Below are 24,153 nucleotides of genomic sequence, written 5' to 3'. Positions count from 1 at the left end.
TCATGCTAATGCTTAATTTAGCGGCGCAGCTTCTGCGTCGTGCTTGAATTTATTGTTAGGAATAACGGCCTCGCCAAGTACAATACCATCTAGAACTATAAATATCTTATCTGCGTTTGACAGTAGCTCAACCGAAAATGTTGCTTTAATTGTCTTTGTGCACATACAACCCGCTTTTCCCTCTGAGTAAGAAGCTTCCGTTAAAGATAAAGTTGCTGTATTCCCCACAAAGTTAAGCTTTGGATTAACAATTATACTTGCGCCATTTATTGGAAATGATGCACTAATTACATAGTTTGAGTCAGTTATACTTACGTCTATATCAGCTCCTACATTTTTCAGTTGAGTATTGTCGCACTCTTCCTGTTCAATTAGATACTGATAAGGAGGATGCTCTCCGTAAACAAAAGAGCACAGAAACACTAGAAAAGATGCTAATAAAGTTATTATATATTTCAATTAATACCCCTAACATATCAAAATAAATATTGCCGTGCTTTATCAGTGGATAATGTACACGATAACATCAATAACTAAAGTACACTCATCTCTTATTCAATCAAGCGTTATCTTCTGATAATCGTTTAGTTTAAGAAAAGAATATTACCTTCTAGCTTTGTTAGTTTTTAATTTAATGTATAAATGTATTTTTTACACGTTCAGACTTCATAAAGTAAGGAATCCAAATTAACATTATAACTAAAGCATTTATAAACTGTTGTGTGGCTTCATTTTCAATACCAGTGGCTACATGAGGAAACGCGTCCAGTATAAAAACATACAATACTGCAATATCAGAAACAGCTATAGCTACTGTAAAAGTATAGAAAGCAATCATCAGCTTTGGGAATATAACTCGCTTTTTAAACAAAAATACTAATAAAGCAATGGCAGATAAAGCCATAAAAGCTCTAGCGACTGATAGAAAGATAAGATAGGGAGCCCAAACAGGATGGTATGCACTTGATCCTTGAGTTGTAAGTGCAGTCCATATTTTTTCATCAAAAGTTGGTAAGATTACATTAATAAATTCAAAGCCAAAAACTATTGGTGTTATTAACAACCCAAAAACCGGTAAAACTAGCCATCCTCCGATTCCTTCTGGTTTTATTTTGTTTGCTTCACTTTCCTCTATGTTGCTATTCTTATCTGGGAATTGGTACCCACCTTTTTCTATCAATTCACGAACATATTTTGCTTCGTCGGGTCTCTCATTTTCGTTAATATTATTAAGAGATTCTTTAAGTTCATGTAGATGATATGCATCATATTTCGGCCAATCATTCATTATCACTATCCTTTTTAGATAAAATATAACGCTTTATTTTCTTTTGATTTTAGTTAGTGACTTCAAAATCATAACCAGAATGTATACGATAAGTTTGTGAAATAACACGCATACTGTTATCTCGTGCATAAATTTCGAGCTCATAAAAATTTCCAACTTTGAGTTCAACACCATGCTCTTTTAAGTTAAATGATGTATCACTTACTCTCGGTCTACTCGACCATTCGAAAAGAGCTTTATCACCTATGTAGGCATGTGGATCCGTCTTTTCATATAATTGAATATCATAGGCAGATGCTCCCGAATATGCAGCCCATTTTAAGGTTACGTCATCAGACACTGAGTACTTATTTTTAGTGATATTCTTTTTAATAGGATCGACAAATCTAAATACTAGCCCCTGTCCCTTTTTCTCTTTAGAAACTTCAAAGTTACCAGTTGAATGTGCATTCTGGGGATGATCTATTTTCCCTGCTAGTAAAGCATTAGCTGAGTTTGAATCTAGCTCAAATCCATCAATTTTATACTCAGCATAAGGCATGCTCACTGAATAAACGCCTTCTGAATTGGTTATCGACCACTGACTCATTATACTTCCATTTAACGCTAACCTTAGTTTAAGACCTGAAACTGGATTACCGTTTAACATAGCTTTTCCAATTATTTCACCGGACCCTGATGCCAGTACATTTCTATTCTTTACAAATTTTCCAGAAAAGACTGCATTAGAGCCAAGATATTTTTTCTGAGCTTTAATGCTCGGGGGTGAGTCAACAACCTCTTTTGAGCTCACAAGATTGTTTTCATACATAGACTCGAAGAAAAATTGAAAATATATGATAACAACTGCAATAAATGCTATTGCAAACCCAGCCCCAAAAACCAATCCATTTATAAACTTCTTAAACATGTACTTTCCTTAAATAAATTTAATACATCAATAACATACGAAATAACATAGTCCTAACGACTGTACTATGTCTTTCACAAATTTTTTACTAACATTATTAGGTACCTGGGTGCGATATTCTAAGCAAAGATGGTTCACTTTCTATACCACTTGGACTCAATGCTACTATTTTAAGAATAATTTCGATTGGTTCTTGTTTATTGCTTGACCCATCTAGCCACACAAAATAAAACTCATTACCATTTAAACTCTGCACAGCACCTTCTGGAAATACTGAATCCTCAAGTTCTCCTGCAACAATTTCAAATTTGTAAGCTACTGCATTTGAAGTGTATTTTGAAATAGCTTTTATTGTAATGATTCCAGCGTCGGAGCAAGAAGCATAATTACCATCATCATAGCCTCTCTTTACTTTTATTAATTCAAATCTTGGCTTTAATGGCTTTTTAGTTAGATGGTATCCGGGATTAATCACAAAAGATTCCATTGAAGGAGCCAATGAACAAGCAAAAATAGCATTGCTAAATAACAAAATGGAAAGATAAAATAATTTCATCATAGTTTTATTGCACTAACACTTTAAATAGAGTTTAGCTTCATGCTGGCTATACTGTGCTAAGCACTAGCCAACAAATAGGTGTATCTCTAACTCAGTGATATTTTATTGCCATTTACAAGGTGCTCAGTCCTTATTCTGTAATTTTCCTCAAATGCCACAATCGCTGCCATTAACCCCGATATCAAAAGAATACTTACTGACATCGGAATAAAGGACAAACTTCTTGTTAGGCCAAAGAGTCCTGATGAATATGTCATGTAAGCAAATACAAGTAGTGTTAAGACGATAGATATTATTCCTAGCACTGCCACCACTCTCGCTAAAAGAAGCAACAGACCAAGATTTTTTGAGTTTAAATTTTTATACGGTTTCATAAATAATCCTTTTTCTGATTTGCACACTATGTTCAGATTGACGACATAGTACACTCTATGCCAGTTTACATTTAACCAAAACAACAAGCTGACCTTAGCTGCGCTGTATCAGCAAAAATGTACATTCTTATTTCGATTGATGATCAATTAAGGTTAAGCTTTCTTTGGCAAAACCAACGCCAGCCTCGTTGTAAAAATTAAATATTTTATCAATACCGCATTCGGTTAATTTTTCAATTTGATCTTCGTACCGGGCAATAGCCGCTACTTTACCCTGATAATTAACATTCCTTAGTTGTTCCTGAATATTTTGTATATCGCGAATAAAGGGCAATGCAATAAGTACCAGTTTGGTGTGCGATAAATCGAGACTCTTCCATAACTCGGCGTCTTCACCATCGCCGTAAAATATTCGATAGCCTTGTGCTTTTAATCGTCGGTAGCGATCTTCATCGGCATCTAATCCCCAAACCCGGTTATTGACCATTTGGCATAACGACTGATATGTGCCTTTACCCACTCGTCCCATTCCAATGACCAACACTTCGGCGCTTTTCGGTAATTCAAATACATCGTCCTGCAAACGTTTGGTGGACTCAAACTTATTTAGCGATTGTGTGTACCTGGCGTAAAGCGAATGTGCGTTTCGATAAATTAAACTGGTGATCACAAACGAGAGCGACACCGCCAGCGCCAGAATAACCAGCCATTCTTTTTCCAGCCAGCCCGACTGTACACAAAGCGCAACCACTATAAGACCAAACTCACTATAATTGGAGAGCAATAGTGAGGATAAAAACGATGTTCTGGCGCGTAACTTCATTAATACCAGTAACCCATAAAACGCGATGGCTTTAATGGGAATTAATACCATTAACATAAGGGCAATGACCAGCATTTCAAATGTGGGTAATGCGGAAAAACCAATGGATAAGAAAAAGCCGATTAAAAAGATGTCTTTAAAACTGATCAGTGATTTATACATTTCGGCGGACTTACTGTGGCCGTTTAATAACACACCTATTATTAATGCACCCAGATCGCCTTTTATATTTAACAGGTAAAACAGTTCGTAGGCACCAAACGCAAGAAACAGCCCCATCAATGGCAGTAATTCACCATGACCCACCCGGTTCAATAACGCGCCTATTACGGGAACAAGTAAGATTAAAGCGGGCAATCCAAACGCCCAAAGTGACGGCGTTGCACCAGTTGCCAAGGCCATAAACACCACCGCAATAATATCTTGCATAACCAGAATCGCCACGGCAATTTTTCCGTGACGGGTTTTAAGTTCACCGCTTTCTTCCAGTATTTTTACAATGCACACGGTACTGCTAAAACTTAAGGCAAAGGCAATGAGTGCAATCACTTTAATATCAAGATTAGAAAAATAACTGAGAGCGGTAACACTTAATGCCAGAAATAAGCCGCCACTGATAAGGATCCATAACGACATATGACTGATCGTTGTCGCCCAGACTTCGGTTTTAAAAATATCCTTAAGTCGCAGCTTTAAACCAATGGTAAACAGCATCAATGTGATGCCCATATCGGATAACACCTGCAGTACCGATTTGGATTCGTATCCCAGATAATTCAGCAAGAACCCTGCGATTAAATAACCGATTAATGGCGGCAAGGCGATGGAACGAGCCATCACACCGCAAACAAACGCAATTAAAATCCAGATAAAATCCATAATACTTAGCCTTTTGCCAACAAGCGATCCAGCCAACGGGTAGGAAGTAGCCGTTTAAGTCTGGCAAACAAATGCGTCGGGAAGGTGACATAATAACGCGCTTTCGGACGGCTCGACTCTAACGCATGAATTAATTTTTCCGTCACTGCAGAGGCTGGCAGAGTAAATTTATTGGCGATGTCTTTGCCGAGGCGATCGATCTGCTTTTGATATTCAAGCTTGTGAACCGATGCAGGTACATCAATATGCTGCTTAAACTTTTTTAATGCATTGGCGCGGAACTGGCTTTCTATTGGGCCGGGTTCAATCAAACTAAAATGAATAGGCGTATCGGCAAACTCCAGCCTTAATGTATCGGTTAAACCTTCGATGGCAAACTTGCTGGCATTATAAGCTCCCCGATACGGCATACAGACAAACCCCAATACCGATGAGTTTTGTATCACCCGGCCATAGCCTTGTTTGCGCATAATCGGCAATATCTGTCGTGTTAACTCGTGCCATCCGAATACATTGGTTTCAAACTGTTCTCTGAGTGCATCGGTGGGCAAGTCTTCTAACGCACCCGGCTGCCCGTAGGCACCATTATTAAACAGTGCATCCAGTCGACTGCCAGTGAGGGCCAATGTTTGTTTTACCGCTTCAGTAATGGATTCGGGATCGGTTAAATCCAACTTCAAGGCGGTTAAGCCTTTATCGGCCAATATGCTGACATCCTTTTCACTGCGCGCTGTCGCAATCACCTGATAACCTCTTTGATGCAAGGTGAGGGCAGCATCCAGACCAATACCCGTCGAACAGCCAGTGATAAGTATTGATTTTTGCGACATTGGTATTCCTTAAACAGTTGTATTGGTCTGACCGGACAGCGGTTAAATTACTATAAAATAGCCATCTTAAGATGAAAAGCTTATTTAACAGTAAAGGACATTCTAATGGTTGAATCGCAAATATCGTATAATATACGACCAAATGTTACCGAAGAAGAATACTGGAATACGGTACAAACCTTAATTACCACGCTAGTAAAGGATAAAAAGATCAAAGAGTTTCGTGCATTTGAAAACTTAATGGGCGATCCACAAATTAAAGCATCGGTTTACTGGAATGAAGCCACTCATTTTGCCAACTTCGCAAAATCCGATGAATGGCGTAACTTGCTAAGAGAAATGCGCAAAGTCGTCAGTGATATTAAAATTGAACTTTGGGGGCCTTCGCGATACCTGCCAGATCCGGTTGTAGTGGAAGATTAAGAGACCCTGTTACGCAGATTTATTTACAGTCCTCTATTCAAACAGAGTTACTAATAGTTAGTTATACTACTTATTGTAACTCTATTTGTATTTTAAGAATGTTTAATATCAGTTTTTTCTATTACATTGATTTTTTCACAAAGGATTTTAATCGTAATATCACCATATACTTTAAAGAAATATATATTATCATCCTCTTTATTTAATTTTATTAACTTAGAATTTGAATATCCTTCATTCTTTAAAATATCTATATTATCTATACTGATTTCTTGTAAGTTTGACTCCCCAATTAAGTAAAGCTCATCAGTTACACACCTTACTATTTTTACCATATGCACTAAATCAAACGTTATTATCAATATAGATTGATTAAGAGTGTGTATTAACTCCATTTTTACATTTTGGTTAGTTTCACCAACGCTTAACTCTGATATTTGATATTCATTAAGGTTGTTCATTATGTTGATCAACGCTTTATCCTCTCACCTGTATTATGTTCTTTCGTTTTATTTCCTTTAGGATCATAACGTGGTCGAAATTTTTTACCTCCACCTTCAGGTGTAATTTTAGGTCCATTTCTTACAACTTCACCATCAGGTCTAATTTGCACTCGACTTCCATCTGGATGATACCACTTATCATACCCACCTTCTGTTTCACCTTGATGCTCAAAACCAGTTCCTTCTAATTCGCTAGAAGCATCATCATAATCAAGACTATCTAAATCTGGAAGAGATACAACAGCAGGTTCACTATCACTTTCCTCTGAACTATAAGGAGAAGAGTCTATAGGTATATCTAAACAACAAACGCTTTCAGGTGATCGGGGAATATTTATGATTGGAGGTGGGTTATTTGAAAACAAACCTTTTGCACTTCTATATAATCCTTTAGATGCTCTTAAAGGTTCTTTTGCGAAGACAGCTACTTGATGATAAATCCGACGTAAAAATTTTCCATCAGGATCATTATAATTATAAGGATTGTTATTTACGTATAAATACCTATTAAATGACATAATAGGATTTGAAAAAGTGTATGTGGCAGGGTCTAGAGACATAAACCTACCAACCTCTGAATTATACCATCTCGCTTGCATATAAGTTAATCCAAGCGACTTATCTTCTTTATGACCTGTAAATCCAATATTATTATCGATATCTCTATTAATGATTTGATTACCAAAAGGCTGATAATCCTCACGCCACTTAACTTTACCACTTTCATCAGTTGCCATAATTGGCGAACCCAAGTGGTCAGTATGTATAAATGTGATAGATACTTTTTCTGCTATTACTTTTAAATGTATTAAGGCAATAAAAACAATAACTGATAATTGGATAAGCTTATGTACTTTCAATTTATATTCCTTTAAAAAATAGGTGTTTATTATCAATACATTATAATGTAAAGGAGTTAAATATTTCCTACTTTGCAAACCAATATTTAAAAATGAGATTTACTTTATGGTTTAAGCTTTTTATAGCTTGGAAGATTACTATCATCCGTCCATTTTGATTGATAGAGCTGCGCCAGACTCGATGATAACGCAAGCAACTGCATGGAATCTTCGCCATTATCATCCAGCAGCTCATCATTCATTTTTTGTTTAATAGGTTTCTCGTTGTTCGATGTTTCTTTTTCAGATCCAACATTTAAACGCTGATTTTCTTTTCGTTGAATAATTTCTTGTTCCACCAGCTCAATCAAAACTGCTAATTGCGAAAGCGACAATTGCATTATTTACTCACTACTATTATTAGAATTAATCGATTGTTTTGCCTGATGCATTAATCGGATTACCGGATACAAATCGTAGTTTTTAAAACTGTATTGTTTTTCCGTATCCACTCTATGCACCATCACCATATCCTGCTGCGGGTAAATCCCTAACATGTGTACGCCCGTACCCGTATGATAAAACGCATTCGGTTCTGTTTGATGTTCATCCGGTATAATCACGTTCCATAACATTCCGTAGGCCAGATTATATTGTTGATTGGTAACCGAGTAAGGTTGTGTTGATAAATCAATCCATTGTTCGGGAATAATTTGTTGCCCCTTCCATTTACCGCGATTTAATAGCAGCTGTCCGTATAACGCCAAATCGTGCGTTGACAATCTAAAGTGATAGGCAGGAATAGCGGATAGATTAGTTTCGTACATATAAAACCCATCACTGTTGGGTATAACAACATCATCCAATTGTTCACTGTTTATTGAAAGGCTGGTGGTTTCACCCTGAAACTGTTGCATGCCAATGGGTTGGGCAATCAATCGGTTAAAGGCATCAAATAGTTTATTGCCGCTTATCGCCTCATAATAATAACCCGCAAAGTTAAAATCCCAATTATTGTAATAAAAATGTTCGCCCGATGTATGCTCACCCCGCTTTGGCTTTTGCTGTTTCATACCCTGTGACTCAGCCGCTGCCGGTAAATAGATCCCCGAACGAGATTGCAACACCATTTTAACAGTGGCCTGCTTTTCTGTTTTGGTTAATCCCTTTAATGCTTCTGGCATATCGAGTGAAGCCAGTCGGCTATTCAAATCGACTTTGCCTTCACCCCAGGCGATACCCAGTAAACTGCTTAATAAAGACTTTCTTATGGAATGGATGGTATGCTTTTTATATAAGTCGCCCCATTCAAACACTACCTTGCCTTTGTGCAATATCAACATGGCACTGGATTGTTTTTGCTCTAAGTGTGCTTTTAACTGTTTAAGCACCGCTTTAGAGTAACCCGCTTTTTCTGGCGTTATTCGTTCAAACTGATCTTTAGGTTTGGCGTGCTGTTTCGCTGCGTTTAACGATGTTGAAACAGAGGACAAAAGCAGAAAAGAAAAAATCAGCAACCATGGCTTCATTACAAAGGTCTCTTTAAATTTTATTATTGTTGATTGAGTGATAATTATCGGCTCAACGTTATTTTTTAATTCACAAATGGCTTGGTCGTTAAACCCGCTTAAATAGTTTGTTTACTCAACCAGTTCGATGATCACACGTTTGTTCTGTTTGCCCTTGTTTTCAATTTTCTTCACCCGAACTTCACCAATTTCAGAAGTATTTTTAACATGGGTGCCTCCACAGGGCTGTAGATCGATGCCGGGGATCTCCACCAGGCGCACTTTACCGGCACCCATTGGCGGTTTAACGGACATGGTTTTCACCAAGTCCATATTTGCCTGCATTTCTTCATCGCTGATCCAGCGTGTTCCCAACTCAGTATTTCTACTGATCAATTGATTCAGTTGATCCGTTAGCTGCTGTTTATCGGGTTTTTCCGGCATATCGAAATCCAGTCGACATTTATCGAGGCTGATATTACCGCCAGTTACCGGAAATTCGAGAATGGAGCAGAACACATGCATACAGGTGTGCATACGCATATAGCGGTAACGCTTGTCCCAGTTAATTTCAGCTGTAACCCGATCACCCACCGATAAGTTTTCCAGCCCTTCATTAACAATATGAACAATCTCACCGGGCTGTTGTTTTGACTTGCGGGTATCCATCACCTGAACCATCAGCCCCTGTTCGGTTTTCAGTATTCACTATCGCCGGGTTGTCCACCGCCCAGGGGATAAAACACGGTTTGATCCAGCACCACACCGTCATCACACACTCGGATAATTTGAGTCTCGCATTGTGTCAGATAGCTGTCTTGCTGAAATAGTGGCTGGGTACTCATGATCAGTTTATTCCGAAGTGGTTGCTTATTTTTAGCCACTATAACCAATACACCGGCTTTGGCAAAGCGTGAACTTTTCTGTTTTTGTCCGGTGTATTAGCTCTGTATTAGCCTCGTGTTTGTCCAAAACAAAACACATGGTCGTTTTATCAAACCATAAAAGCACAATAAAAACAGATAGTTAACTATAGAATATTGTAGCTGTGTCCAATTTTTGATCAAAAACACTTGCTAAAGTGTATGTGTGTATTATAGTATTAATACACTATTTAAAAACAGGGTAGTACACCGACTGAATTCAGGCTCGGTTCAACACAGGGTAGAAGACTATGACACAGATGGATAATGACAAATTGACACGAAGCACTATAAAACGCGCCATTGGTCAGTGGCGACAAAAACGTCGCCTTCATCGAATTAGCGACTGGATATTTGCACCGGTCTTTCTGGTATCTCAGTCGAGCCTGATCCTCGGTATTCACTTCAGCAGTTTGGGAAATAACTTTGTTGAGCAGGATTTTTGGCAGGCCACCAAGCAAACTGTAATGCTGGTTATTCAATCCTTTGGCTTGTCATAAAGCCATTTATAAACCGTATCAGCAAAAACAATCATAAGGACCGTCATTATGAACAACTCATGCAGTAAACGACAAATTTCCAGCTCAATTATTTGGGCCGCCGCCATTATTGCCACCGCTTTACTGGGCGGTTCAGCATTCTTATCGATTGTTTTATTACCAGCTTTGGCAGCGTGTCATATTCTGTACATTCAGAAAAAAGTTAAAACGAATAATAAACCAAACTGTCATTAACCAGCGGATATAACTTAGATGCCAAACGATTTTCTCAGTTTGCAAATTTCGCCATCTTCCGGTGTCCCTATCTATCGACAATTGATGGATCAGATAAAACGCATGGTGGCCAGCGAACAACTTAATCCCGGTGACACTTTACCGTCGGTACGAAGTGTTGCCACCCATTTAGCGGTTAATCCCATGACCATTTCAAAAGCCTACAGTTTGCTGGAAGTAGAAGGCTTATTAGAACGACAACGGGGAAAAGGCATGATTGTCTCCATGCAACAGCCGGAAAAAAAATCAAAGCAGCAACGGTTAGAACTGCTACGGCCTTCCATGGAAAAACTGATCAACGATGCCAGGCAACTGGATCTTGATTTGGATACCGTATTAACAACCCTTCAAAAACTTTTTAAGTAAGTGGATCACATGAATCATATTATTGACGTTAATAACCTCTCAAAATCCTTCGGCAGCAATACAGTTTTAATCGATTTGTCATTTAAAATTGAAGAAGGCAGTGTAGTGGGCATTCTGGGTGCAAACGGCGCCGGTAAAACCACATTACTGCAATGCCTGATTGGCATGTTAAAAAGTGACGTTGGTGACATCACCATTCTTGGTGATAAATGCCCGAATTTTTCGGTCAACACCAAGCACAATATTGGTTACGTTGGTCAGGAAGCCGATTTACTCAACTGGATGAAAGTGAATCAAATCATTGACTACACCAAGCAGTTTTACAACCATTGGAACGATGACATGGTTGAGCAACTATTAGAAGATTGGGATTTATCCAAACAGCAAAAGATCAGTAAGCTCTCGGTAGGTCAACGACAAAAACTGGCGATCATTTTAGCGGTAGCACCTCAACCAAAAATCCTTATTCTCGATGAGCCGGTAGCCAGCTTGGATCCAACAACACGTCGTAAATTTATTAAGACACTGATCGATATGAATCTCGATAATGGCCAAACCATTTTATTTTCCACTCATATCACATCAGACTTAGAACGTGTCGCTGCCGAAGTGTTACTGCTAAAACAGGGCCGCTGCTTTTTTCAAGGTGATATTGATGATTTAAAAGAACAGGTGGTTCGTTTACACATAAGCAGTAAAAGGCCAATCGATGCTCAACTACCGATCACAGGGATTTTAACGGCGGATATTAATGGACAGCACGCTTCCATCACCGTTAAAAATGTGAAAGACATTAATATTGATCAACTGGCTGAAGAAATAGATGCAGACATAACGATTGAGTCACTTAGTCTTGAAGATATTTTTGTGGAGCTACATTCATAATGAAATCACTTACCGTTTTCAACAGTATTTTTCAGCGAAGCAAACTATTTAACTTAGTATCAGCGGCAATTTACAGTACTTTTTTTGCGCTATTTTTATTGGTTATTTCACACAAAGAAAGCCAAAATACGCCAATAATGTTTGTCACACTTGCATTAACATTGCAGTTACTATACCACTCTAGCTGGAGTCGTTTTTTCTCAGAAACCATTCGCTCGCCGTTTAACTTTCTAAAACCGGGGTTTATAAGAAGTGCCTACTGGTCACAAAGTTTGTATCTATTCATTACAGTATTCATACCAATTATTATTGGATTTTTTCTGTTAAACATAGATAGTGGTTATTTTTTGTTTGTCGCCATGATAGGTATCAGCTCATTTGCACTGATGAATTTTAATCAAATTACCGGAGCTATCTGGACTTCAGTTATTATTCTTTGGTCCGCTGGTGAGGAGGCGAAATTTTTTAACTCGGTCGAAGAATCAAAAACCACAGAAACATTAATCAACCATCACTTTTCTTATCTCCCTGTTGATAGTCACTGGTTAGCCCTTGTTGTTATTGCGTTTTCCATATACCTACTGTATTTCTTTACTAAACTAACGCCTAAAAAGACCATTGACAGTTCTTGCTCTAACAATGACGAAATACAATTAAGATACAAAGCCAGAGGAAAGATTAGCTCATTCATTGATCAAGCATGGCTTCAATTTAAATATCGTTTCTTTCAATCAATCGGTGTATTTAATAGTCGAATTGAAGTGGTATTGATGAGTGGGCAATACCAGAGTATCTTTTTATTCCGACTATTTGTTTTTGTATTGGCCATATTCAGTATCAACAACCATTTAATCACAGACTTTTTTATTGGATTAGGAGATGGTTTTAATGCAGGATTTTCTGATTCGTCGAATAGTAATTATGAATTTAATAACTCTGAAATAATAACTCTTTCTATTTTTTGTTTGGCGTTGCTGGGTATATTTGATAACAGTATTTTTTCTCGCTTTTTATTTGCTCAACGATTTTTATGGTTACGAGAGCCTGTGGATGGTATTACATCATTTAAAGCATTATTTACCGGTTCACTTGTTCGTAAAATGATGTTTGAAATTGGTTTTAGCCTTACCACTTTTATACTGATACTCATTGAATTCAAGCTCGAATTTACAATATTATTATTTTTATTGCTCGGATACCTATGCTTGAAAAGCTACTCAATCATTGTTGGCTACCTAACATTACTCTCTAACCATAGAAAAGTGTCTTACTTTTGCTCGGTTGCAGCTTACGCTATATTTTTTGTATTTTGGGTTTTAATCTCTACTGTGGTGACTGTTGCTGATTTGGTTGTCCTTGCAGTATTAAGTGTTCTATTTTTATCCATTATTGTTTATGGCTTTAATCGGATTAAACACAGCAAAACCTTTACTTATTAAAACGAAAGCAATCGCGGGTATGGTCGTCCACCAAGCCCGCGGCCTGCATAAACGCATAACAGATGGTGGAACCGACAAAGGTAAAACCTTTCTTTTTTAAGGCTTTGCTCATTTTATCCGAAATTTCTGTGGTGGCAGGCACCTCACTTAAGGTTTTCGGTTGATTGATTAACGGTTGGTGATCAACAAATGACCAGATAAAATCAACAAAGCTTTGTTGCTCTGAAAAGTGTTCAAGATAGGCGTGTGCATTTTTTCGAAAACCAAACACTTTTAATTTGTTTCGTATAATGCCCGGATCCTTTAATAAGCGCTCCAGTTCTTGATCGCTCATGGCAGCCATTTTTTCTATATCAAAGCCATGAAATACCTGCCGATATCGCTCGCGCTTTTTCAATACGGTGATCCAGCTTAATCCGGCCTGCGCACCTTCAAGGCATAACATTTCAAACAACTGTTGATCATCCTTAATTGGCACGCCCCATTCATTATCATGATAGTCCTGATACAAAGGATCATTACTGCACCAGCCACAACGGTTGATTTCTTTTATTGTATTTTTTGCTGTTGGCATTATTAGCCTCGTCTTTTTCATTTGATGAACGATTATTAACGCTTTATATCTCTAACTGCAAACGCGGCTTTGCTGCTGACTCACAATTGTCTCGATTCTGTCAGCTTACCGTTAAACACTGATGATTATTATTCATTAAGCTCATATTATTCCAGACTCTTTTATTGCGTACATTTTTAATCAGTGCGTTTTTAATCAATCCGTTTTTAATCAAACCATATGGATCATAGGATCGTCCGCTGAGCCCTGATATAATCGCCCTTTTACTATTCGGCTTAGACAGTTTTGGAGGCCAGTTTTGGCACACGGGCAACAAAGTACAGGGTTAAAAGACGCGCCACAAACCTTTCAGGGGTTAATTATGGCGCTGCAAAACTATTGGTCAGAAAAAGGCTGCGTTATTGTTCAGCCACTTGATCTGGAAGTGGGGGCTGGCACCTTTCACCCTGCTACCTTTTTGCGCGCCATAGGCCCAGAACCCTGGAATTCGGCATACGTGCAACCCTGCCGCCGCCCAACAGACGGCCGATACGGTGAAAACCCCAATCGCCTTCAACACTATTATCAGTATCAGGTTGTGTTAAAGCCATCGCCCAAAAATATACAGGAACTTTACCTCGGCTCTTTAAAAGCACTGGGTATCGATCCGCTCGAGCACGATATCCGCTTTGTCGAAGATAACTGGGAATCGCCAACTTTGGGCGCCTGGGGACTCGGCTGGGAAATCTGGCTGAACGGTATGGAAGTTACCCAGTTCACCTATTTTCAACAGGCCGGTGGAATTGAGTGTAAACCGGTAACCGGTGAATTAACCTATGGTCTGGAACGCATCGCCATGTATTTGCAGGGTGTCGATAGTATTTATGATCTGGTTTGGACCGAAGGTCCTCAGGGTGTGGTCACCTATCGCGATGTATTTCATCAAAACGAAGTGGAGCAATCCACTTACAATTTTGAACACGCCGATGTGGATTTTTTATTTGCTCAATTCGATAACTGTGAAAAGCAAAGTAATCTGCTGATTGAAAAAGGCCTGCCACTGCCCGCTTACGAAATGGTATTAAAGGCGTCACACACCTTTAACTTACTCGATGCACGACACGCCATCTCTGTAACCGAGCGACAACGTTATATTTTACGGGTTCGAACATTGGCCAGAGCCGTAGCAGAAACCTATTACAAGTCTCGCGAGGAACTTGGCTTTCCCATCTGTCAGTCCGCTAATCAACAAGGAGACGCATCATGAGTCAGGTTCAAGACTTCCTGGTTGAATTAGGTACCGAAGAATTGCCACCAAAAATACTGGCCAAACTGGCGGGCGCTTTTCATGACAATATTACCGCGCAATTAACCGACGCCAATTTATCGTTTGAAGATTCCGAATGGTTTGCAACACCAAGACGACTTGCCGTTCGTGTTTGCCAACTGCAAACCCGACAAGCCGACAAAACAATGGATCGTCAAGGTCCTGCGGTTGCCGCCGCATTCGACGCTGATGGCAACCCCAAACCCGCAGCGATTGGCTTTGCAAAATCCTGTGGTGTTGACGTTTCCGATCTTAACCGGGTTGCTACCGATAAAGGCGAGCGACTTGCCTATCAATTAAATGTACCCGGACAAGCCACCACTGAATTATTGCCAGCCATTGTTGAGCAATCACTTAAAAAATTGCCGTTGCCCAAAGTTATGCGTTGGGGCGACAGCAGTGTGGAATTTATTCGCCCACCCCACTGGCTGTTAATGATGTTAGGCAATCAAATAGTCGATGCGAATATTCTGGATTTGACTGCATCCAACCAAACATTCGGTCACCGGTTTCATCATCCAGAAGCGATCACCATTAACGATACCAATGACTACGAACAATTATTGTTAGAAGCAAAAGTAAACGTCAGTTTTGAGTCGCGTAAAGCCACCATTCGCCAACAGGTTGAAGCCATCGCTGAACAACAAAAGGCGATCGCTGTTATTGAAGACGATTTGCTGGAAGAAGTCGCCGCCTTAGTGGAGTGGCCCGTCGCGTTAACCGGTAATTTTGATAAGACTTTTTTGCAGGTACCATCCGAAGCTTTGATTGCTACCATGCAGGCGGATCAAAAATACTTCCATCTGGTGGACAATAATAATCAATTATTGCCGCAATTTATCACTGTTTCCAATATTGAAAGTCGTCGACCAGAAAGTGTCATCGCCGGTAATGAGCGCGTGATCCGACCGCGTCTTGCTGATGCCATGTTCTTTTATCAGGCCGACTGCAAAAAACCGCTTGCCGGTTATATCGACAAATTACAGTCGATTTTATTTCAGAAAAAACTCGGGACTTTGTTTGATAAAACACAACGGGTAAAACATCTGGCGTCAGAAATTGCCGGTCAACTGAATGCCGATAAAGCATTGGCGGAACGGGCCGCTGAACTTTGTAAATGCGATTTAATGTCTGGAATGGTTTATGAATTTCCTGAGCTGCAAGGCATTATGGGTCGCTATTACGCAACCAACGACGGCGAACACGCCGATGTTGCTGCGGCCATGGATGAAGTTTATATGCCTCGCTTCGCCGGCGATCAATTGCCCGAAACCAAAACCGGAATCGCGATTGCCTTAGCCGATCGACTGGATACTCTGGTGGGCATTTTCGGCATTGGTCAGGCGCCTTCCGGTGCCAAAGATCCTTTTGCCCTTCGCCGCGCTGCACTGGGTACACTTAGAATTATTGTTGAGCGTGAGTTACCGCTCGATCTATCCCAATTGATTGATACCAGTATCGAAAGCTTTGGTGACATCATTGAACAGCCAACCACTAAAACCCAATTGCTTGAGTTTTTTGCTGCACGCAGCCTGGCCTGGTATCAGGACAAAGGTATTTCCACTCAGGTAATTCAGTCGGTGACAGAATTAAATATCAGCCAGCCGCTCGATCAGGATCGTCGTATTCACGCGGTTGCCGAATTTAACACCATGGATGCGGCCGACTCTTTAGCAGCGGCTAATAAGCGGGTCAGTAATATTCTGGCTAAGTCCGAAGTCTCGCTTGATGACTTGTCGGTGGATCAATCCTTATTAACAGAGCAGGCAGAAAAAACTCTGCATCAGGATTTATCCAATATGGCGGATGATGTTGCTCAGCATGTTTCAAACGCCGACTACACAAAAGCGCTGCAACAGTTATCCTCACTGAAAATGGTGATTGATAACTTTTTTGATAATGTGATGGTTAATGCCGAGGATCCATCGGTTAAAAATAATCGACTGGCGTTATTAAAACAGTTGCGCGACATGTTTGTCTCCATTGCCGATATAGCGTTACTTCAAAAATAACGCAAAAATAATCCTCTGCCAGCAGTCTAATACAACAGGGCTGCTGGCATTGTACGGTCCTATACAAGCTAAATAAATGTAATTACTCACTTACAAAAAATTGATACTGGACAATTACTCGGTATGTAATATAGTTAATTGATATTCTTAGAAAAAGCAGGATTTAGATCGCATGGTGAAGGATCCAACCGATCAACATATAAAAACCATTGGCCGCCTTTCTTTACAATCACTAACCTGGTTACGGGATCGCCAGATCCCGGCTGAACCGGTTGCTTACTCAGTCTCCTACGAATACAACCACAGTGTTATGCATGAACTGGTTGAATTTATTGACGCCTTTGAAGCAGAACAAAAATCACTGGATGACGACAGCCTCGATCAAATATTTCGTGAGTTTATTTTAGTCAAATACATTGATGTGGATGGCTTTAATAAAACCGTATCCGATATTGTTGACGATACTGGCGCCGCTGTTACCGAAGCGCGAAACCAACTGCGTGAATTTCGACAATTTTTAAAACAGGCTCGTGAGCAACTGAAACAGCTGAAAGAATCGAATACCAGAGAGTTGGTTCACTCATTAATCACTAATACCGAAGCCACCTTTCAATCGGTTCAGGCACTGGAATCTCATCTTCATACCGTAAAAGCCGAAATGCGCACCTTGCAAAAGAAATACACCATCATGCAACGGGAAGCGCGCCAAGATCAGTTGACCGGATTGCTTAATCGCAACGCATTGCAGTCTGAGTTTGATAAACTTATTAAAGACAGCGATAAACAACCGATCACTCTGGTTGTTGCAGACATAGATCTTTTTAAAAACTTTAACGATCAACACGGCCACACCATTGGCGATAAAGTGATTAAGCTGGTCGCGGATACTTTGCAATCAAATTTAAAAGGATCCGATATTGTCAGCCGTTACGGCGGCGAAGAGTATGTGATTGTTTTACCAAACACTCAACTCAGTGATTGTGCAGCGTTAATGAATAGAATTCGTGAAACCATTGCCAGGCTGTACTTCGTCAATAAAAGTAATAATGAACGGATAGACTGCATCACCATGTCTTTTGGCATTGCGGGGTATCAGGCGGGGGATAATTTTCACAGTTTGTTTGATCGGGCCGATAAAGCTTTGTATCAATCCAAACAGAATGGCCGAAACCAGGTTAATATCGCTGACTAAAACTTAATCCACATCACTCAAATAACTGTCTAATATCGGCCAGATTGGTCTGTACGTAATCAACAAACCGGCGGGCAACCGGCGATAAACTTTTTGCTGCTGGGTACACCAGACACCAGGATCGTTTAATAGGAAACCCTTCTATTTCGCAGGTCTCCAGTTGTCCCAGCGCCAGTTCTGACGTAATACTCAGCCGCGGTAAAATCCCCACTCCTAGCCCTGACATAATAGAATGTTTCAGTGCTTCGTTGGAGCCAATTTCAATCATCGGATTAATCGTTAAACGACTTTGCTGGCAATGTTGCTCAATGGCCAGCCGACTGCCAGAGCCTCGCTCGCGGATAATCATGGGCTCGGAAAAAAACTGTTGCGGCGAGATTCTATCCTGCTCTAACCCTTTACCCTGCTTTATTAGAGGATGATCTTTTGGAAATACAGGGATCAGCTGATTGTCGAGAAAAGGCAACGAATACAACGACCGGTTCGATGGCACTAAACCCATAATGGTTAAGTCATCGGTATTATTGGCAAGTCGTTCCAGAGCCTGAGCCCGATTTACGATGTTGAGTGTTAAATTCACCTGATCGTATTGCTTAATAAAGGCTTTAATTAAATAGGGCACCACGTACTGTGCGGTATTAACGGCCGATATACTTAAGGTTCCCGCAACCTGCCCCTTTAATGTGTGTATATCATTTTGCAGTTGGCCAAATTGACTGAATATCACATTCACGCTGTCCGCAAGTAAATTGCCAGCTGGCGTGTAATACAGTTTACGTCCGATGTATTCAAATACTTTCTGACCCAGCGCCTGTTCTAACTGACGGATTTGCGAACTCACAGCCGGCTGCGTCAATCCCAGTCGATCCGCCGCTTTGCCGTATCCTCGCTCCTGATAAACCGCGCGAAACACTTCCAGCTGCCTAAGTGATAACCGGCTTATCAGTTTTTCTATTTGATCAGGCATTATCTCTACTTTATTAATCTATAAGCAAATGGTTATGGAATATATTAAATATATTAATTTTTCATTATACAAACAATCGTTTAATTTAATAGGCAAACCATCATGGAGATACTTTGTGATCAAGAAGGTGTTAATCGCTAATCGCGGCGAAATAGCGGTCAGAATCATTCGCGCCTGTGCCGAACTGAATATTCGATCCGTTGCGGTCTATACCGAGCCGGATCGATATGGGTTGCATGTTAAACGGGCCGATGAATCTTTCTCGGTGGGTGACGATCCGATACAGGGTTATCTCGATCCTTTAAAACTGGTTAACCTGGCCCTGCAAACCAAATGTGATGCGATCCATCCCGGTTACGGTTTCTTATCGGAAAACGCTGAACTTGCGCGCCTGTGTGAACGCAAAGGCGTGACGTTTATTGGCCCAAGTTCAGAGGTAATTGCCAAAATGGGTGATAAAACCGCTGCCCGTGATGCCATGCGCGAAGCCGGTGTTCCGGTAACGCCAGGTTCAGATGGCAACCTTGAAGATGTGGCGCAAGCCATCGCAGTTGCCAAAGAAATAGGCTATCCGGTGATGTTAAAAGCCACATCGGGCGGTGGTGGTCGTGGGATCCGGCGCTGTGATACCGAGCAGGAGTTAAAAGTTAATTTTCCACGAGTGATATCCGAGGCGACCAAAGCCTTTGGTTCCGCTGATGTATTTCTGGAAAAGTGCATTGTTGATCCACTGCATATCGAAGCGCAGATTTTGGCCGATGGTCAAGGTAATGTGATCCACCTTTATGAACGTGACTGTTCCATTCAACGACGTAATCAAAAACTGATTGAAATTGCACCCAGCCCTCAGATCACACCAGAACAACGTCAATACATAGGTGAGCTTGCGGTTCGAGCGGCCAAAGCGGTGGATTATCAAAGTGCCGGTACCGTAGAATTTCTGCTGACCGGAAACGAAGTCTACTTTATGGAAATGAACACCCGGATCCAGGTAGAGCACACCATTACCGAACAAATAACCGGTGTTGATATTGTTCAGGAGCAACTCAGAGTTGCCTCGGGAATGCCATTACGTTATCAGCAATCGGACATTCATTATCAGGGCTACGCGTTACAATTCCGCATTAACGCCGAAGATCCAAAAAACGATTTCTTACCCAGTTTTGGTAAAGTCACCCACTATTACGCCCCCGGTGGTCCGGGCGTTCGTGTCGATACCGCTATTTTCACCGGTTATGATATTCCACCTTTTTACGATTCAATGTGCTTAAAGTTAATTGTTTGGGCACTTAATTGGGAAGATGCATTAAACCGCGGTAAACGCGCGCTTGATGACATGCGCTTGCACGGCATCAAAACAACCGCCAATTATTACCAGCAAATTTTGTCTCACCCCAATTTTGTAAACGCCAATTTTAATACCAGCTTTGTTGCCGAACATCCGGAGCTTTTAAAATATTCCGACAAACGCCATCCCAGTGAAATTGCATTAGCACTTGCCGCCGCAATAGCCGCGCACACAAGTGTTTAACAAGGAGAACCCAGTGAAAAAAATAGAAGTTACCGACGTTACGCTTCGCGACGCTCACCAATCCCTTTTAGCAACACGAATGCGCACTGAGGATATGCTACCCATCTGCGAAAAACTGGATCGTGTTGGCTTTTGGTCGCTGGAAGTTTGGGGCGGTGCAACCTTTGATGCTTGCGTCAGATTTTTAAAAGAAGATCCCTGGGAGCGTTTGCGTCAATTACGACAAGCGCTTCCAAATACGCGACTGCAAATGCTGTTACGGGGACAAAACTTATTAGGCTACCGCCATTATGCCGATGATGTGGTTCAATCCTTTGTTGCGGCCAGCGCTGAAAATGGCATCGATGTATTTCGTGTGTTTGACGCGTTAAATGATTTACGAAATATTGAAGTGGCCATGAAAGCGGTAAAGAAAAATGGTAAGCACGCTCAAGGAACTATCTGTTACACCACCAGTCCGGTTCATACCGCCGAGCTGTTTGTAAAACAGGCCAAAGACATGCGCGATATGGGTGCCGACTCTATTGCCATTAAAGATATGGCCGGTTTATTAACGCCCTACGATACCTTTGAATTAACCAAAGCCATTAAAGAATCGGTTGATTTACCCCTGGTGATCCACAGTCATTCCACTTCTGGACTCGCACCTTTATGCCAAATGAAAGCGGTTGAAGCCGGTGCCGATCGAATTGATACAGCCACCTCATCTTTTGCCGCTGGTACCAGTCATCCTGCAACCGAAGCGCAAGTGGCTGCTTTTAAAGACACGCCTTATGATACCGGATTAGACTTAAATCTGTTGTCCGAGATTAACGACTACTTTAAGCAAGTTCGAAAGAAATACCATCAATTTGAAAGTGAATTCACCAAAGAAGATATTTCTGTTCAGATCAATCAGGTGCCAGGCGGTATGATGTCGAACCTGGCCAATCAACTTAAAGAACAAAATGCGCTGGACAAGATCACCGAAGTATTCAAAGAGATCCCTAAAGTGCGTGAAGATTTGGGTTATCCACCACTGGTAACACCCTCTTCACAAATTGTCGGTACGCAAGCGGTGTACAACGTGCTTTCTGGTGAGCGTTACAAAACCATCACCAATGAAGTAAAACGATATCTTCAAGGAGGCTATGGAAAACCGCCTGCAGAAGTTAATGACGAATTAAGAAAACGCGCCATTGGCAATCAAACCGTTCTTGAAACGCGACCCGCTGAAGGCCTCGATCCTGAAATGAAAAAATTAACCGCCGACATTGGTGAACTGGCCAAAACCAAAGAAGATGTTTTGATTTACGCCATGTTCCCTGATCTGGGTAAAGAGTTTTTACAACAGCGTAAGGACGGCACGCTTGAACCCGAAACCTTATTACCACCAGAAACGGCAGGACAAGGATCGGTGAACACCGCAACAGCCACCGAGTTTAAAATTGATGTTCACGGTGAAACCTACGATGTCGCGATCACCGGTGTGGGTGATTCCGGCAGTGGTAAACGTAAGTTTTATATATCACTGGATGGCATGCCGGAAGAAGTGGTGTTTCAACCGTTAAATGAATACGCCAACGAAGGCGGTGCAAAACGCAAAAAGGCAAGCCAGCCCGGTGATGTCACCGCCGCTATGCCAGGCAATATTATTGATGTATTAGTAAAACAAGGCGATGAGGTAAAAGCCGGTGACGCAGTTTTAATTACCGAGGCGATGAAAATGGAAACCGAAATTAATGCCGGCATCGATGGCGAAATCATCGCTGTTCATGTGGAAAAAGGCGATCGGGTAACACCGGGTGAAGTGCTTATAGAAATAAAAGAGTGATTACTCACTAACTTTAAATCTATTACAGTTAGCAATAAAAAAACCACCTTATTTAAGGTGGTTTTTTGTTTTAAATAATGTTTACTCCACATAGGTGCTTTGCACTTTGGAGTTGAAACTGCGTTTTAACTTTAATTATTACGAACTCCTTGTATTTGTTCTCGCCGTGTATTTTCCTCTTCTTTAAACTTCTTATAATGCTTGAAGTCGAAACGCGATAAAGAGACTATATCTTCAATTTTTATCGTTATGGCATAACTATTTAATACTGATAGTGCTTCAATTATTTGAGTTTCCTCTTTTCGTTTCAAAAGAACTCTTAAAGCTTCATTCACTTGTTTATAATTAGTAATTAATTCTAAACTCAGGTCTGACTCGTCTCTATAGCCTGATCGCATTGGATAAATAGTAATTTCTTTATGTTCAGGCGAATCATTTTCTTGCATGAACTGACTAATAATGCAGACGTAGGATTTACGATTTTTTAGTGTTATTAAAATAGAACATCCAGTTTTAGCAGAATCATAAATATTTCTTACCAAAACACTATCAACGCAATCCCTTTTCCACTGAATATTTAGATCTTCTAAGTAATCACTTCGTATACGACTGTCATTCTCGTAAACTTCTAATGCTATATACTTCCAAAGTCGCAGTTCATTTGTAATCAATACACATACATATGATAGGATAATTGAGTTTAAAGATATTATTATAAAATTAAACTCAACTTGAGTTAGATTAGGAAAAACAAATTCAAATTTAACAAAAAGAGATGACTTATTTGATGTAAAAGGCCAAGCAACCACATAAATAATAATAGCTGCTGAAAAAAACCATAAGCCCCGCTGTAATATTCTATAAAATAAATGATGTCCTTGATAAGTTGGCAGTCGAAACTTCCATTTTAGAGACATGCTAAGATAAATATAGTCGGCAAGTCCCACACCAACTAAAAGTAACAATGTTCCCTTTATCAAAATATTTCCTGATTAATAACTTATGATGCGGCTTCTAACTCATCCAGCACATCCAACTGACTCTCAAGGTTTTGCGCTTTCTCAAGAGACCTAGCATCAAGTTCAAATCCATGAGCTGTAGATCTAAGCCTTAACTCATTGTTTTTATTGTTTTTATCTCTTTTTTTAACTCTCATAACTTTTGCTATAAAAGCTGAATAGGCGCTATTAGACATATATAGTCCTCCTGAGTTGTTACTAAAGATTAGTCCGATTAACGTCTACTTGTCAATTTTCATAAATAACCTCAGATCTGCATAAGATTTAAAGCCGAGTTACATTGATGCTCGGCTTTTGTTGCTTAAATGTATAAGCAATCAACCCGGCGATTAAGTGCACCATAAACGATATACAGCTACGATGCCTGGTGTGCTCAATTTGAGCTATATTTTTTAACTGGTCAAAGACGGTTTCAAT

29 protein-coding genes are annotated in these 24,153 nt (G+C 40.3%); 11 read left to right on the top strand and 18 right to left on the bottom strand.

What is annotated here, in order from left to right:
* Nucleotides 1-12: 12 nt before the first annotated feature.
* The 7 genes from C8D97_RS15865 to C8D97_RS15835 all read right to left on the bottom strand — a co-directional run bounded on the left by C8D97_RS15865 (nucleotide 13) and on the right by C8D97_RS15835 (nucleotide 5,663).
* Nucleotides 13-459 carry a hypothetical protein gene (locus tag C8D97_RS15865; protein ID WP_109764783.1) on the bottom strand — a complete coding sequence of 149 codons (447 nt, stop codon included), beginning with the start codon at nucleotides 457-459 and terminating at the stop codon, nucleotides 13-15.
* Nucleotides 460-631: 172 nt separating this feature from the next.
* Nucleotides 632-1,288: a DUF2569 domain-containing protein gene (locus tag C8D97_RS15860; RefSeq protein WP_109764782.1), complete on the bottom strand. Its 657-nt coding sequence runs from the start codon at nucleotides 1,286-1,288 to the stop codon at nucleotides 632-634.
* A 49-nt stretch (nucleotides 1,289-1,337) separates the two neighbouring features.
* Nucleotides 1,338-2,198: a hypothetical protein gene (locus C8D97_RS15855; protein ID WP_109764781.1), complete on the bottom strand. Its 861-nt coding sequence runs from the start codon at nucleotides 2,196-2,198 to the stop codon at nucleotides 1,338-1,340.
* A 97-nt stretch (nucleotides 2,199-2,295) separates the two neighbouring features.
* Complete coding sequence (locus tag C8D97_RS15850) at nucleotides 2,296-2,757, bottom strand: hypothetical protein (protein ID WP_109764780.1); 462 nt, start codon at nucleotides 2,755-2,757, stop codon at nucleotides 2,296-2,298.
* A gap of 86 nt (nucleotides 2,758-2,843) precedes the next feature.
* Nucleotides 2,844-3,131 carry a hypothetical protein gene (locus C8D97_RS15845; RefSeq protein ID WP_109764779.1) on the bottom strand — a complete coding sequence of 96 codons (288 nt, stop codon included), beginning with the start codon at nucleotides 3,129-3,131 and terminating at the stop codon, nucleotides 2,844-2,846.
* A gap of 127 nt (nucleotides 3,132-3,258) precedes the next feature.
* Complete coding sequence (locus C8D97_RS15840) at nucleotides 3,259-4,833, bottom strand: cation:proton antiporter family protein (RefSeq protein WP_109764778.1); 1,575 nt, start codon at nucleotides 4,831-4,833, stop codon at nucleotides 3,259-3,261.
* A gap of 5 nt (nucleotides 4,834-4,838) precedes the next feature.
* A complete protein-coding gene (locus tag C8D97_RS15835; RefSeq protein ID WP_109764777.1) occupies nucleotides 4,839-5,663 on the bottom strand; it encodes an SDR family oxidoreductase in 825 nt (274 codons plus the stop codon).
* 105 nt (nucleotides 5,664-5,768) lie between these two features.
* Between C8D97_RS15835 and C8D97_RS15830 the strand changes: the two genes are divergently transcribed.
* On the top strand, nucleotides 5,769-6,086 hold the full coding sequence (locus tag C8D97_RS15830) for a hypothetical protein (RefSeq protein ID WP_109764776.1): 318 nt from the start codon (nucleotides 5,769-5,771) through the stop codon (nucleotides 6,084-6,086).
* Nucleotides 6,087-6,178: 92 nt separating this feature from the next.
* On the opposite strand, the gene C8D97_RS15825 is transcribed toward C8D97_RS15830, so the two are convergent.
* From C8D97_RS15825 to C8D97_RS18465, 6 genes are all read right to left on the bottom strand, one after another.
* Nucleotides 6,179-6,547 carry a hypothetical protein gene (locus tag C8D97_RS15825; protein ID WP_109764775.1) on the bottom strand — a complete coding sequence of 123 codons (369 nt, stop codon included), beginning with the start codon at nucleotides 6,545-6,547 and terminating at the stop codon, nucleotides 6,179-6,181.
* Nucleotides 6,548-6,555: 8 nt separating this feature from the next.
* Nucleotides 6,556-7,449 (bottom strand): RHS repeat domain-containing protein, encoded by an 894-nt coding sequence (locus tag C8D97_RS15820; RefSeq protein ID WP_109764774.1) that lies wholly within the window; start codon nucleotides 7,447-7,449, stop codon nucleotides 6,556-6,558.
* 104 nt (nucleotides 7,450-7,553) lie between these two features.
* Complete coding sequence (locus tag C8D97_RS15815) at nucleotides 7,554-7,829, bottom strand: hypothetical protein (RefSeq protein WP_109764773.1); 276 nt, start codon at nucleotides 7,827-7,829, stop codon at nucleotides 7,554-7,556.
* Between the two features lie 3 nt (nucleotides 7,830-7,832).
* On the bottom strand, nucleotides 7,833-8,957 hold the full coding sequence (locus C8D97_RS15810) for a serine hydrolase domain-containing protein (RefSeq protein ID WP_109764772.1): 1,125 nt from the start codon (nucleotides 8,955-8,957) through the stop codon (nucleotides 7,833-7,835).
* A 111-nt stretch (nucleotides 8,958-9,068) separates the two neighbouring features.
* Entirely contained in the window at nucleotides 9,069-9,617 is a 549-nt protein-coding gene (locus tag C8D97_RS15805; RefSeq protein WP_245411478.1) for an alanyl-tRNA editing protein, read from the bottom strand.
* Nucleotides 9,618-9,634: 17 nt separating this feature from the next.
* Complete coding sequence (locus C8D97_RS18465; protein WP_245411477.1) at nucleotides 9,635-9,781, bottom strand: hypothetical protein; 147 nt, start codon at nucleotides 9,779-9,781, stop codon at nucleotides 9,635-9,637.
* A gap of 329 nt (nucleotides 9,782-10,110) precedes the next feature.
* Here C8D97_RS18465 and C8D97_RS15800 point away from each other — a divergent pair, with 329 nt between their 5' ends.
* The 5 genes from C8D97_RS15800 to C8D97_RS15780 are packed head-to-tail and all read left to right on the top strand — an operon-like array spanning nucleotide 10,111 to nucleotide 13,322.
* Complete coding sequence (locus C8D97_RS15800) at nucleotides 10,111-10,359, top strand: hypothetical protein (protein WP_109764771.1); 249 nt, start codon at nucleotides 10,111-10,113, stop codon at nucleotides 10,357-10,359.
* Nucleotides 10,360-10,407: 48 nt separating this feature from the next.
* Complete coding sequence (locus tag C8D97_RS15795) at nucleotides 10,408-10,593, top strand: hypothetical protein (protein ID WP_109764770.1); 186 nt, start codon at nucleotides 10,408-10,410, stop codon at nucleotides 10,591-10,593.
* 18 nt (nucleotides 10,594-10,611) lie between these two features.
* Complete coding sequence (locus C8D97_RS15790; RefSeq protein WP_109764769.1) at nucleotides 10,612-10,998, top strand: GntR family transcriptional regulator; 387 nt, start codon at nucleotides 10,612-10,614, stop codon at nucleotides 10,996-10,998.
* Between the two features lie 9 nt (nucleotides 10,999-11,007).
* Entirely contained in the window at nucleotides 11,008-11,883 is an 876-nt protein-coding gene (locus C8D97_RS15785; RefSeq protein WP_109764768.1) for an ABC transporter ATP-binding protein, read from the top strand.
* The gene (locus tag C8D97_RS15780; RefSeq protein ID WP_109764767.1) at nucleotides 11,883-13,322 is read left to right on the top strand and encodes a hypothetical protein; all 1,440 of its coding nucleotides are present in this window, start codon (nucleotides 11,883-11,885) and stop codon (nucleotides 13,320-13,322) included. The genes C8D97_RS15785 and C8D97_RS15780 overlap by 1 nt, the downstream gene beginning before the upstream one ends.
* Here the strand turns inward: C8D97_RS15780 and C8D97_RS15775 are convergent.
* Nucleotides 13,312-13,896, bottom strand: a complete 585-nt coding sequence (locus tag C8D97_RS15775; RefSeq protein ID WP_109764766.1) for a DNA-3-methyladenine glycosylase I — start codon at nucleotides 13,894-13,896, stop codon at nucleotides 13,312-13,314. The genes C8D97_RS15780 and C8D97_RS15775 overlap by 11 nt on opposite strands.
* A gap of 298 nt (nucleotides 13,897-14,194) precedes the next feature.
* Here C8D97_RS15775 and glyQ point away from each other — a divergent pair, with 298 nt between their 5' ends.
* The 3 genes from glyQ (at nucleotide 14,195) to C8D97_RS15760 (ending at nucleotide 18,406) form a co-directional block, all read left to right on the top strand.
* The gene (gene glyQ, locus C8D97_RS15770; RefSeq protein WP_280951697.1) at nucleotides 14,195-15,142 is read left to right on the top strand and encodes a glycine--tRNA ligase subunit alpha; all 948 of its coding nucleotides are present in this window, start codon (nucleotides 14,195-14,197) and stop codon (nucleotides 15,140-15,142) included.
* Nucleotides 15,139-17,214 (top strand): glycine--tRNA ligase subunit beta, encoded by a 2,076-nt coding sequence (glyS, locus tag C8D97_RS15765; RefSeq protein ID WP_109764765.1) that lies wholly within the window; start codon nucleotides 15,139-15,141, stop codon nucleotides 17,212-17,214. The genes glyQ and glyS overlap by 4 nt, the downstream gene beginning before the upstream one ends.
* Before the next feature lie 172 nt (nucleotides 17,215-17,386).
* Entirely contained in the window at nucleotides 17,387-18,406 is a 1,020-nt protein-coding gene (locus tag C8D97_RS15760) for a GGDEF domain-containing protein (RefSeq protein ID WP_109764764.1), read from the top strand.
* Between the two features lie 13 nt (nucleotides 18,407-18,419).
* Here C8D97_RS15760 and C8D97_RS15755 read toward each other — a convergent pair whose 3' ends face one another.
* Complete coding sequence (locus C8D97_RS15755) at nucleotides 18,420-19,373, bottom strand: LysR family transcriptional regulator (protein ID WP_109764763.1); 954 nt, start codon at nucleotides 19,371-19,373, stop codon at nucleotides 18,420-18,422.
* A 115-nt stretch (nucleotides 19,374-19,488) separates the two neighbouring features.
* Here C8D97_RS15755 and C8D97_RS15750 point away from each other — a divergent pair, with 115 nt between their 5' ends.
* Both C8D97_RS15750 and oadA read left to right on the top strand, forming a co-directional pair.
* Nucleotides 19,489-20,904, top strand: coding sequence for an acetyl-CoA carboxylase biotin carboxylase subunit (locus C8D97_RS15750; RefSeq protein WP_109764870.1), 1,416 nt, complete (start codon nucleotides 19,489-19,491; stop codon nucleotides 20,902-20,904).
* 13 nt (nucleotides 20,905-20,917) lie between these two features.
* Nucleotides 20,918-22,717: a sodium-extruding oxaloacetate decarboxylase subunit alpha gene (gene oadA, locus C8D97_RS15745; protein WP_109764762.1), complete on the top strand. Its 1,800-nt coding sequence runs from the start codon at nucleotides 20,918-20,920 to the stop codon at nucleotides 22,715-22,717.
* Nucleotides 22,718-22,848: 131 nt separating this feature from the next.
* Here oadA and C8D97_RS15740 read toward each other — a convergent pair whose 3' ends face one another.
* The 3 genes from C8D97_RS15740 to C8D97_RS15730 form a co-directional block, all read right to left on the bottom strand.
* Nucleotides 22,849-23,697, bottom strand: a complete 849-nt coding sequence (locus C8D97_RS15740) for a hypothetical protein (protein WP_109764761.1) — start codon at nucleotides 23,695-23,697, stop codon at nucleotides 22,849-22,851.
* A 20-nt stretch (nucleotides 23,698-23,717) separates the two neighbouring features.
* Nucleotides 23,718-23,912 carry a hypothetical protein gene (locus C8D97_RS15735; protein WP_109764760.1) on the bottom strand — a complete coding sequence of 65 codons (195 nt, stop codon included), beginning with the start codon at nucleotides 23,910-23,912 and terminating at the stop codon, nucleotides 23,718-23,720.
* A gap of 88 nt (nucleotides 23,913-24,000) precedes the next feature.
* The coding region (locus tag C8D97_RS15730; RefSeq protein WP_280951647.1) for a transposase at nucleotides 24,001-24,153 on the bottom strand (153 nt) is incomplete at its 5' end.

The organism is Pleionea mediterranea (assembly GCF_003148745.1).
Classification (GTDB): domain Bacteria; phylum Pseudomonadota; class Gammaproteobacteria; order Enterobacterales; family Kangiellaceae; genus Pleionea; species Pleionea mediterranea.
Note: the sequence above shows the minus strand (reverse complement) of the source record. Positions and strands in the feature narration are given on the sequence as shown.

Bases quoted from the DNA above. Each gene is read 5' to 3' on its own strand.
- C8D97_RS15755 (WP_109764763.1), bottom strand. From the start codon at position 19,373: ATGCCTGATCAAATAGAAAAACTGATAAGCCGGTTATCACTTAGGCAG.
- C8D97_RS15845 (WP_109764779.1), bottom strand. From the start codon at position 3,131: ATGAAACCGTATAAAAATTTAAACTCAAAAAATCTTGGTCTGTTGCTT.
- C8D97_RS15760 (WP_109764764.1), top strand. From the start codon at position 17,387: ATGGTGAAGGATCCAACCGATCAACATATAAAAACCATTGGCCGCCTT.
- C8D97_RS15775 (WP_109764766.1), bottom strand. From the start codon at position 13,896: ATGCCAACAGCAAAAAATACAATAAAAGAAATCAACCGTTGTGGCTGG.
- C8D97_RS15810 (WP_109764772.1), bottom strand. From the start codon at position 8,957: ATGAAGCCATGGTTGCTGATTTTTTCTTTTCTGCTTTTGTCCTCTGTT.
- C8D97_RS18465 (WP_245411477.1), bottom strand. From the start codon at position 9,781: ATGAGTACCCAGCCACTATTTCAGCAAGACAGCTATCTGACACAATGC.
- C8D97_RS15805 (WP_245411478.1), bottom strand. From the start codon at position 9,617: ATGGTTCAGGTGATGGATACCCGCAAGTCAAAACAACAGCCCGGTGAG.
- C8D97_RS15825 (WP_109764775.1), bottom strand. From the start codon at position 6,547: ATGAACAACCTTAATGAATATCAAATATCAGAGTTAAGCGTTGGTGAA.
- C8D97_RS15815 (WP_109764773.1), bottom strand. From the start codon at position 7,829: ATGCAATTGTCGCTTTCGCAATTAGCAGTTTTGATTGAGCTGGTGGAA.
- C8D97_RS15850 (WP_109764780.1), bottom strand. From the start codon at position 2,757: ATGATGAAATTATTTTATCTTTCCATTTTGTTATTTAGCAATGCTATT.
- C8D97_RS15785 (WP_109764768.1), top strand. From the start codon at position 11,008: ATGAATCATATTATTGACGTTAATAACCTCTCAAAATCCTTCGGCAGC.
- C8D97_RS15860 (WP_109764782.1), bottom strand. From the start codon at position 1,288: ATGAATGATTGGCCGAAATATGATGCATATCATCTACATGAACTTAAA.
- C8D97_RS15780 (WP_109764767.1), top strand. From the start codon at position 11,883: ATGAAATCACTTACCGTTTTCAACAGTATTTTTCAGCGAAGCAAACTA.
- C8D97_RS15835 (WP_109764777.1), bottom strand. From the start codon at position 5,663: ATGTCGCAAAAATCAATACTTATCACTGGCTGTTCGACGGGTATTGGT.
- C8D97_RS15735 (WP_109764760.1), bottom strand. From the start codon at position 23,912: ATGTCTAATAGCGCCTATTCAGCTTTTATAGCAAAAGTTATGAGAGTT.
- C8D97_RS15840 (WP_109764778.1), bottom strand. From the start codon at position 4,833: ATGGATTTTATCTGGATTTTAATTGCGTTTGTTTGCGGTGTGATGGCT.
- C8D97_RS15790 (WP_109764769.1), top strand. From the start codon at position 10,612: ATGCCAAACGATTTTCTCAGTTTGCAAATTTCGCCATCTTCCGGTGTC.
- C8D97_RS15830 (WP_109764776.1), top strand. From the start codon at position 5,769: ATGGTTGAATCGCAAATATCGTATAATATACGACCAAATGTTACCGAA.
- C8D97_RS15800 (WP_109764771.1), top strand. From the start codon at position 10,111: ATGACACAGATGGATAATGACAAATTGACACGAAGCACTATAAAACGC.
- C8D97_RS15795 (WP_109764770.1), top strand. From the start codon at position 10,408: ATGAACAACTCATGCAGTAAACGACAAATTTCCAGCTCAATTATTTGG.
- C8D97_RS15855 (WP_109764781.1), bottom strand. From the start codon at position 2,198: ATGTTTAAGAAGTTTATAAATGGATTGGTTTTTGGGGCTGGGTTTGCA.
- glyS (WP_109764765.1), top strand. From the start codon at position 15,139: ATGAGTCAGGTTCAAGACTTCCTGGTTGAATTAGGTACCGAAGAATTG.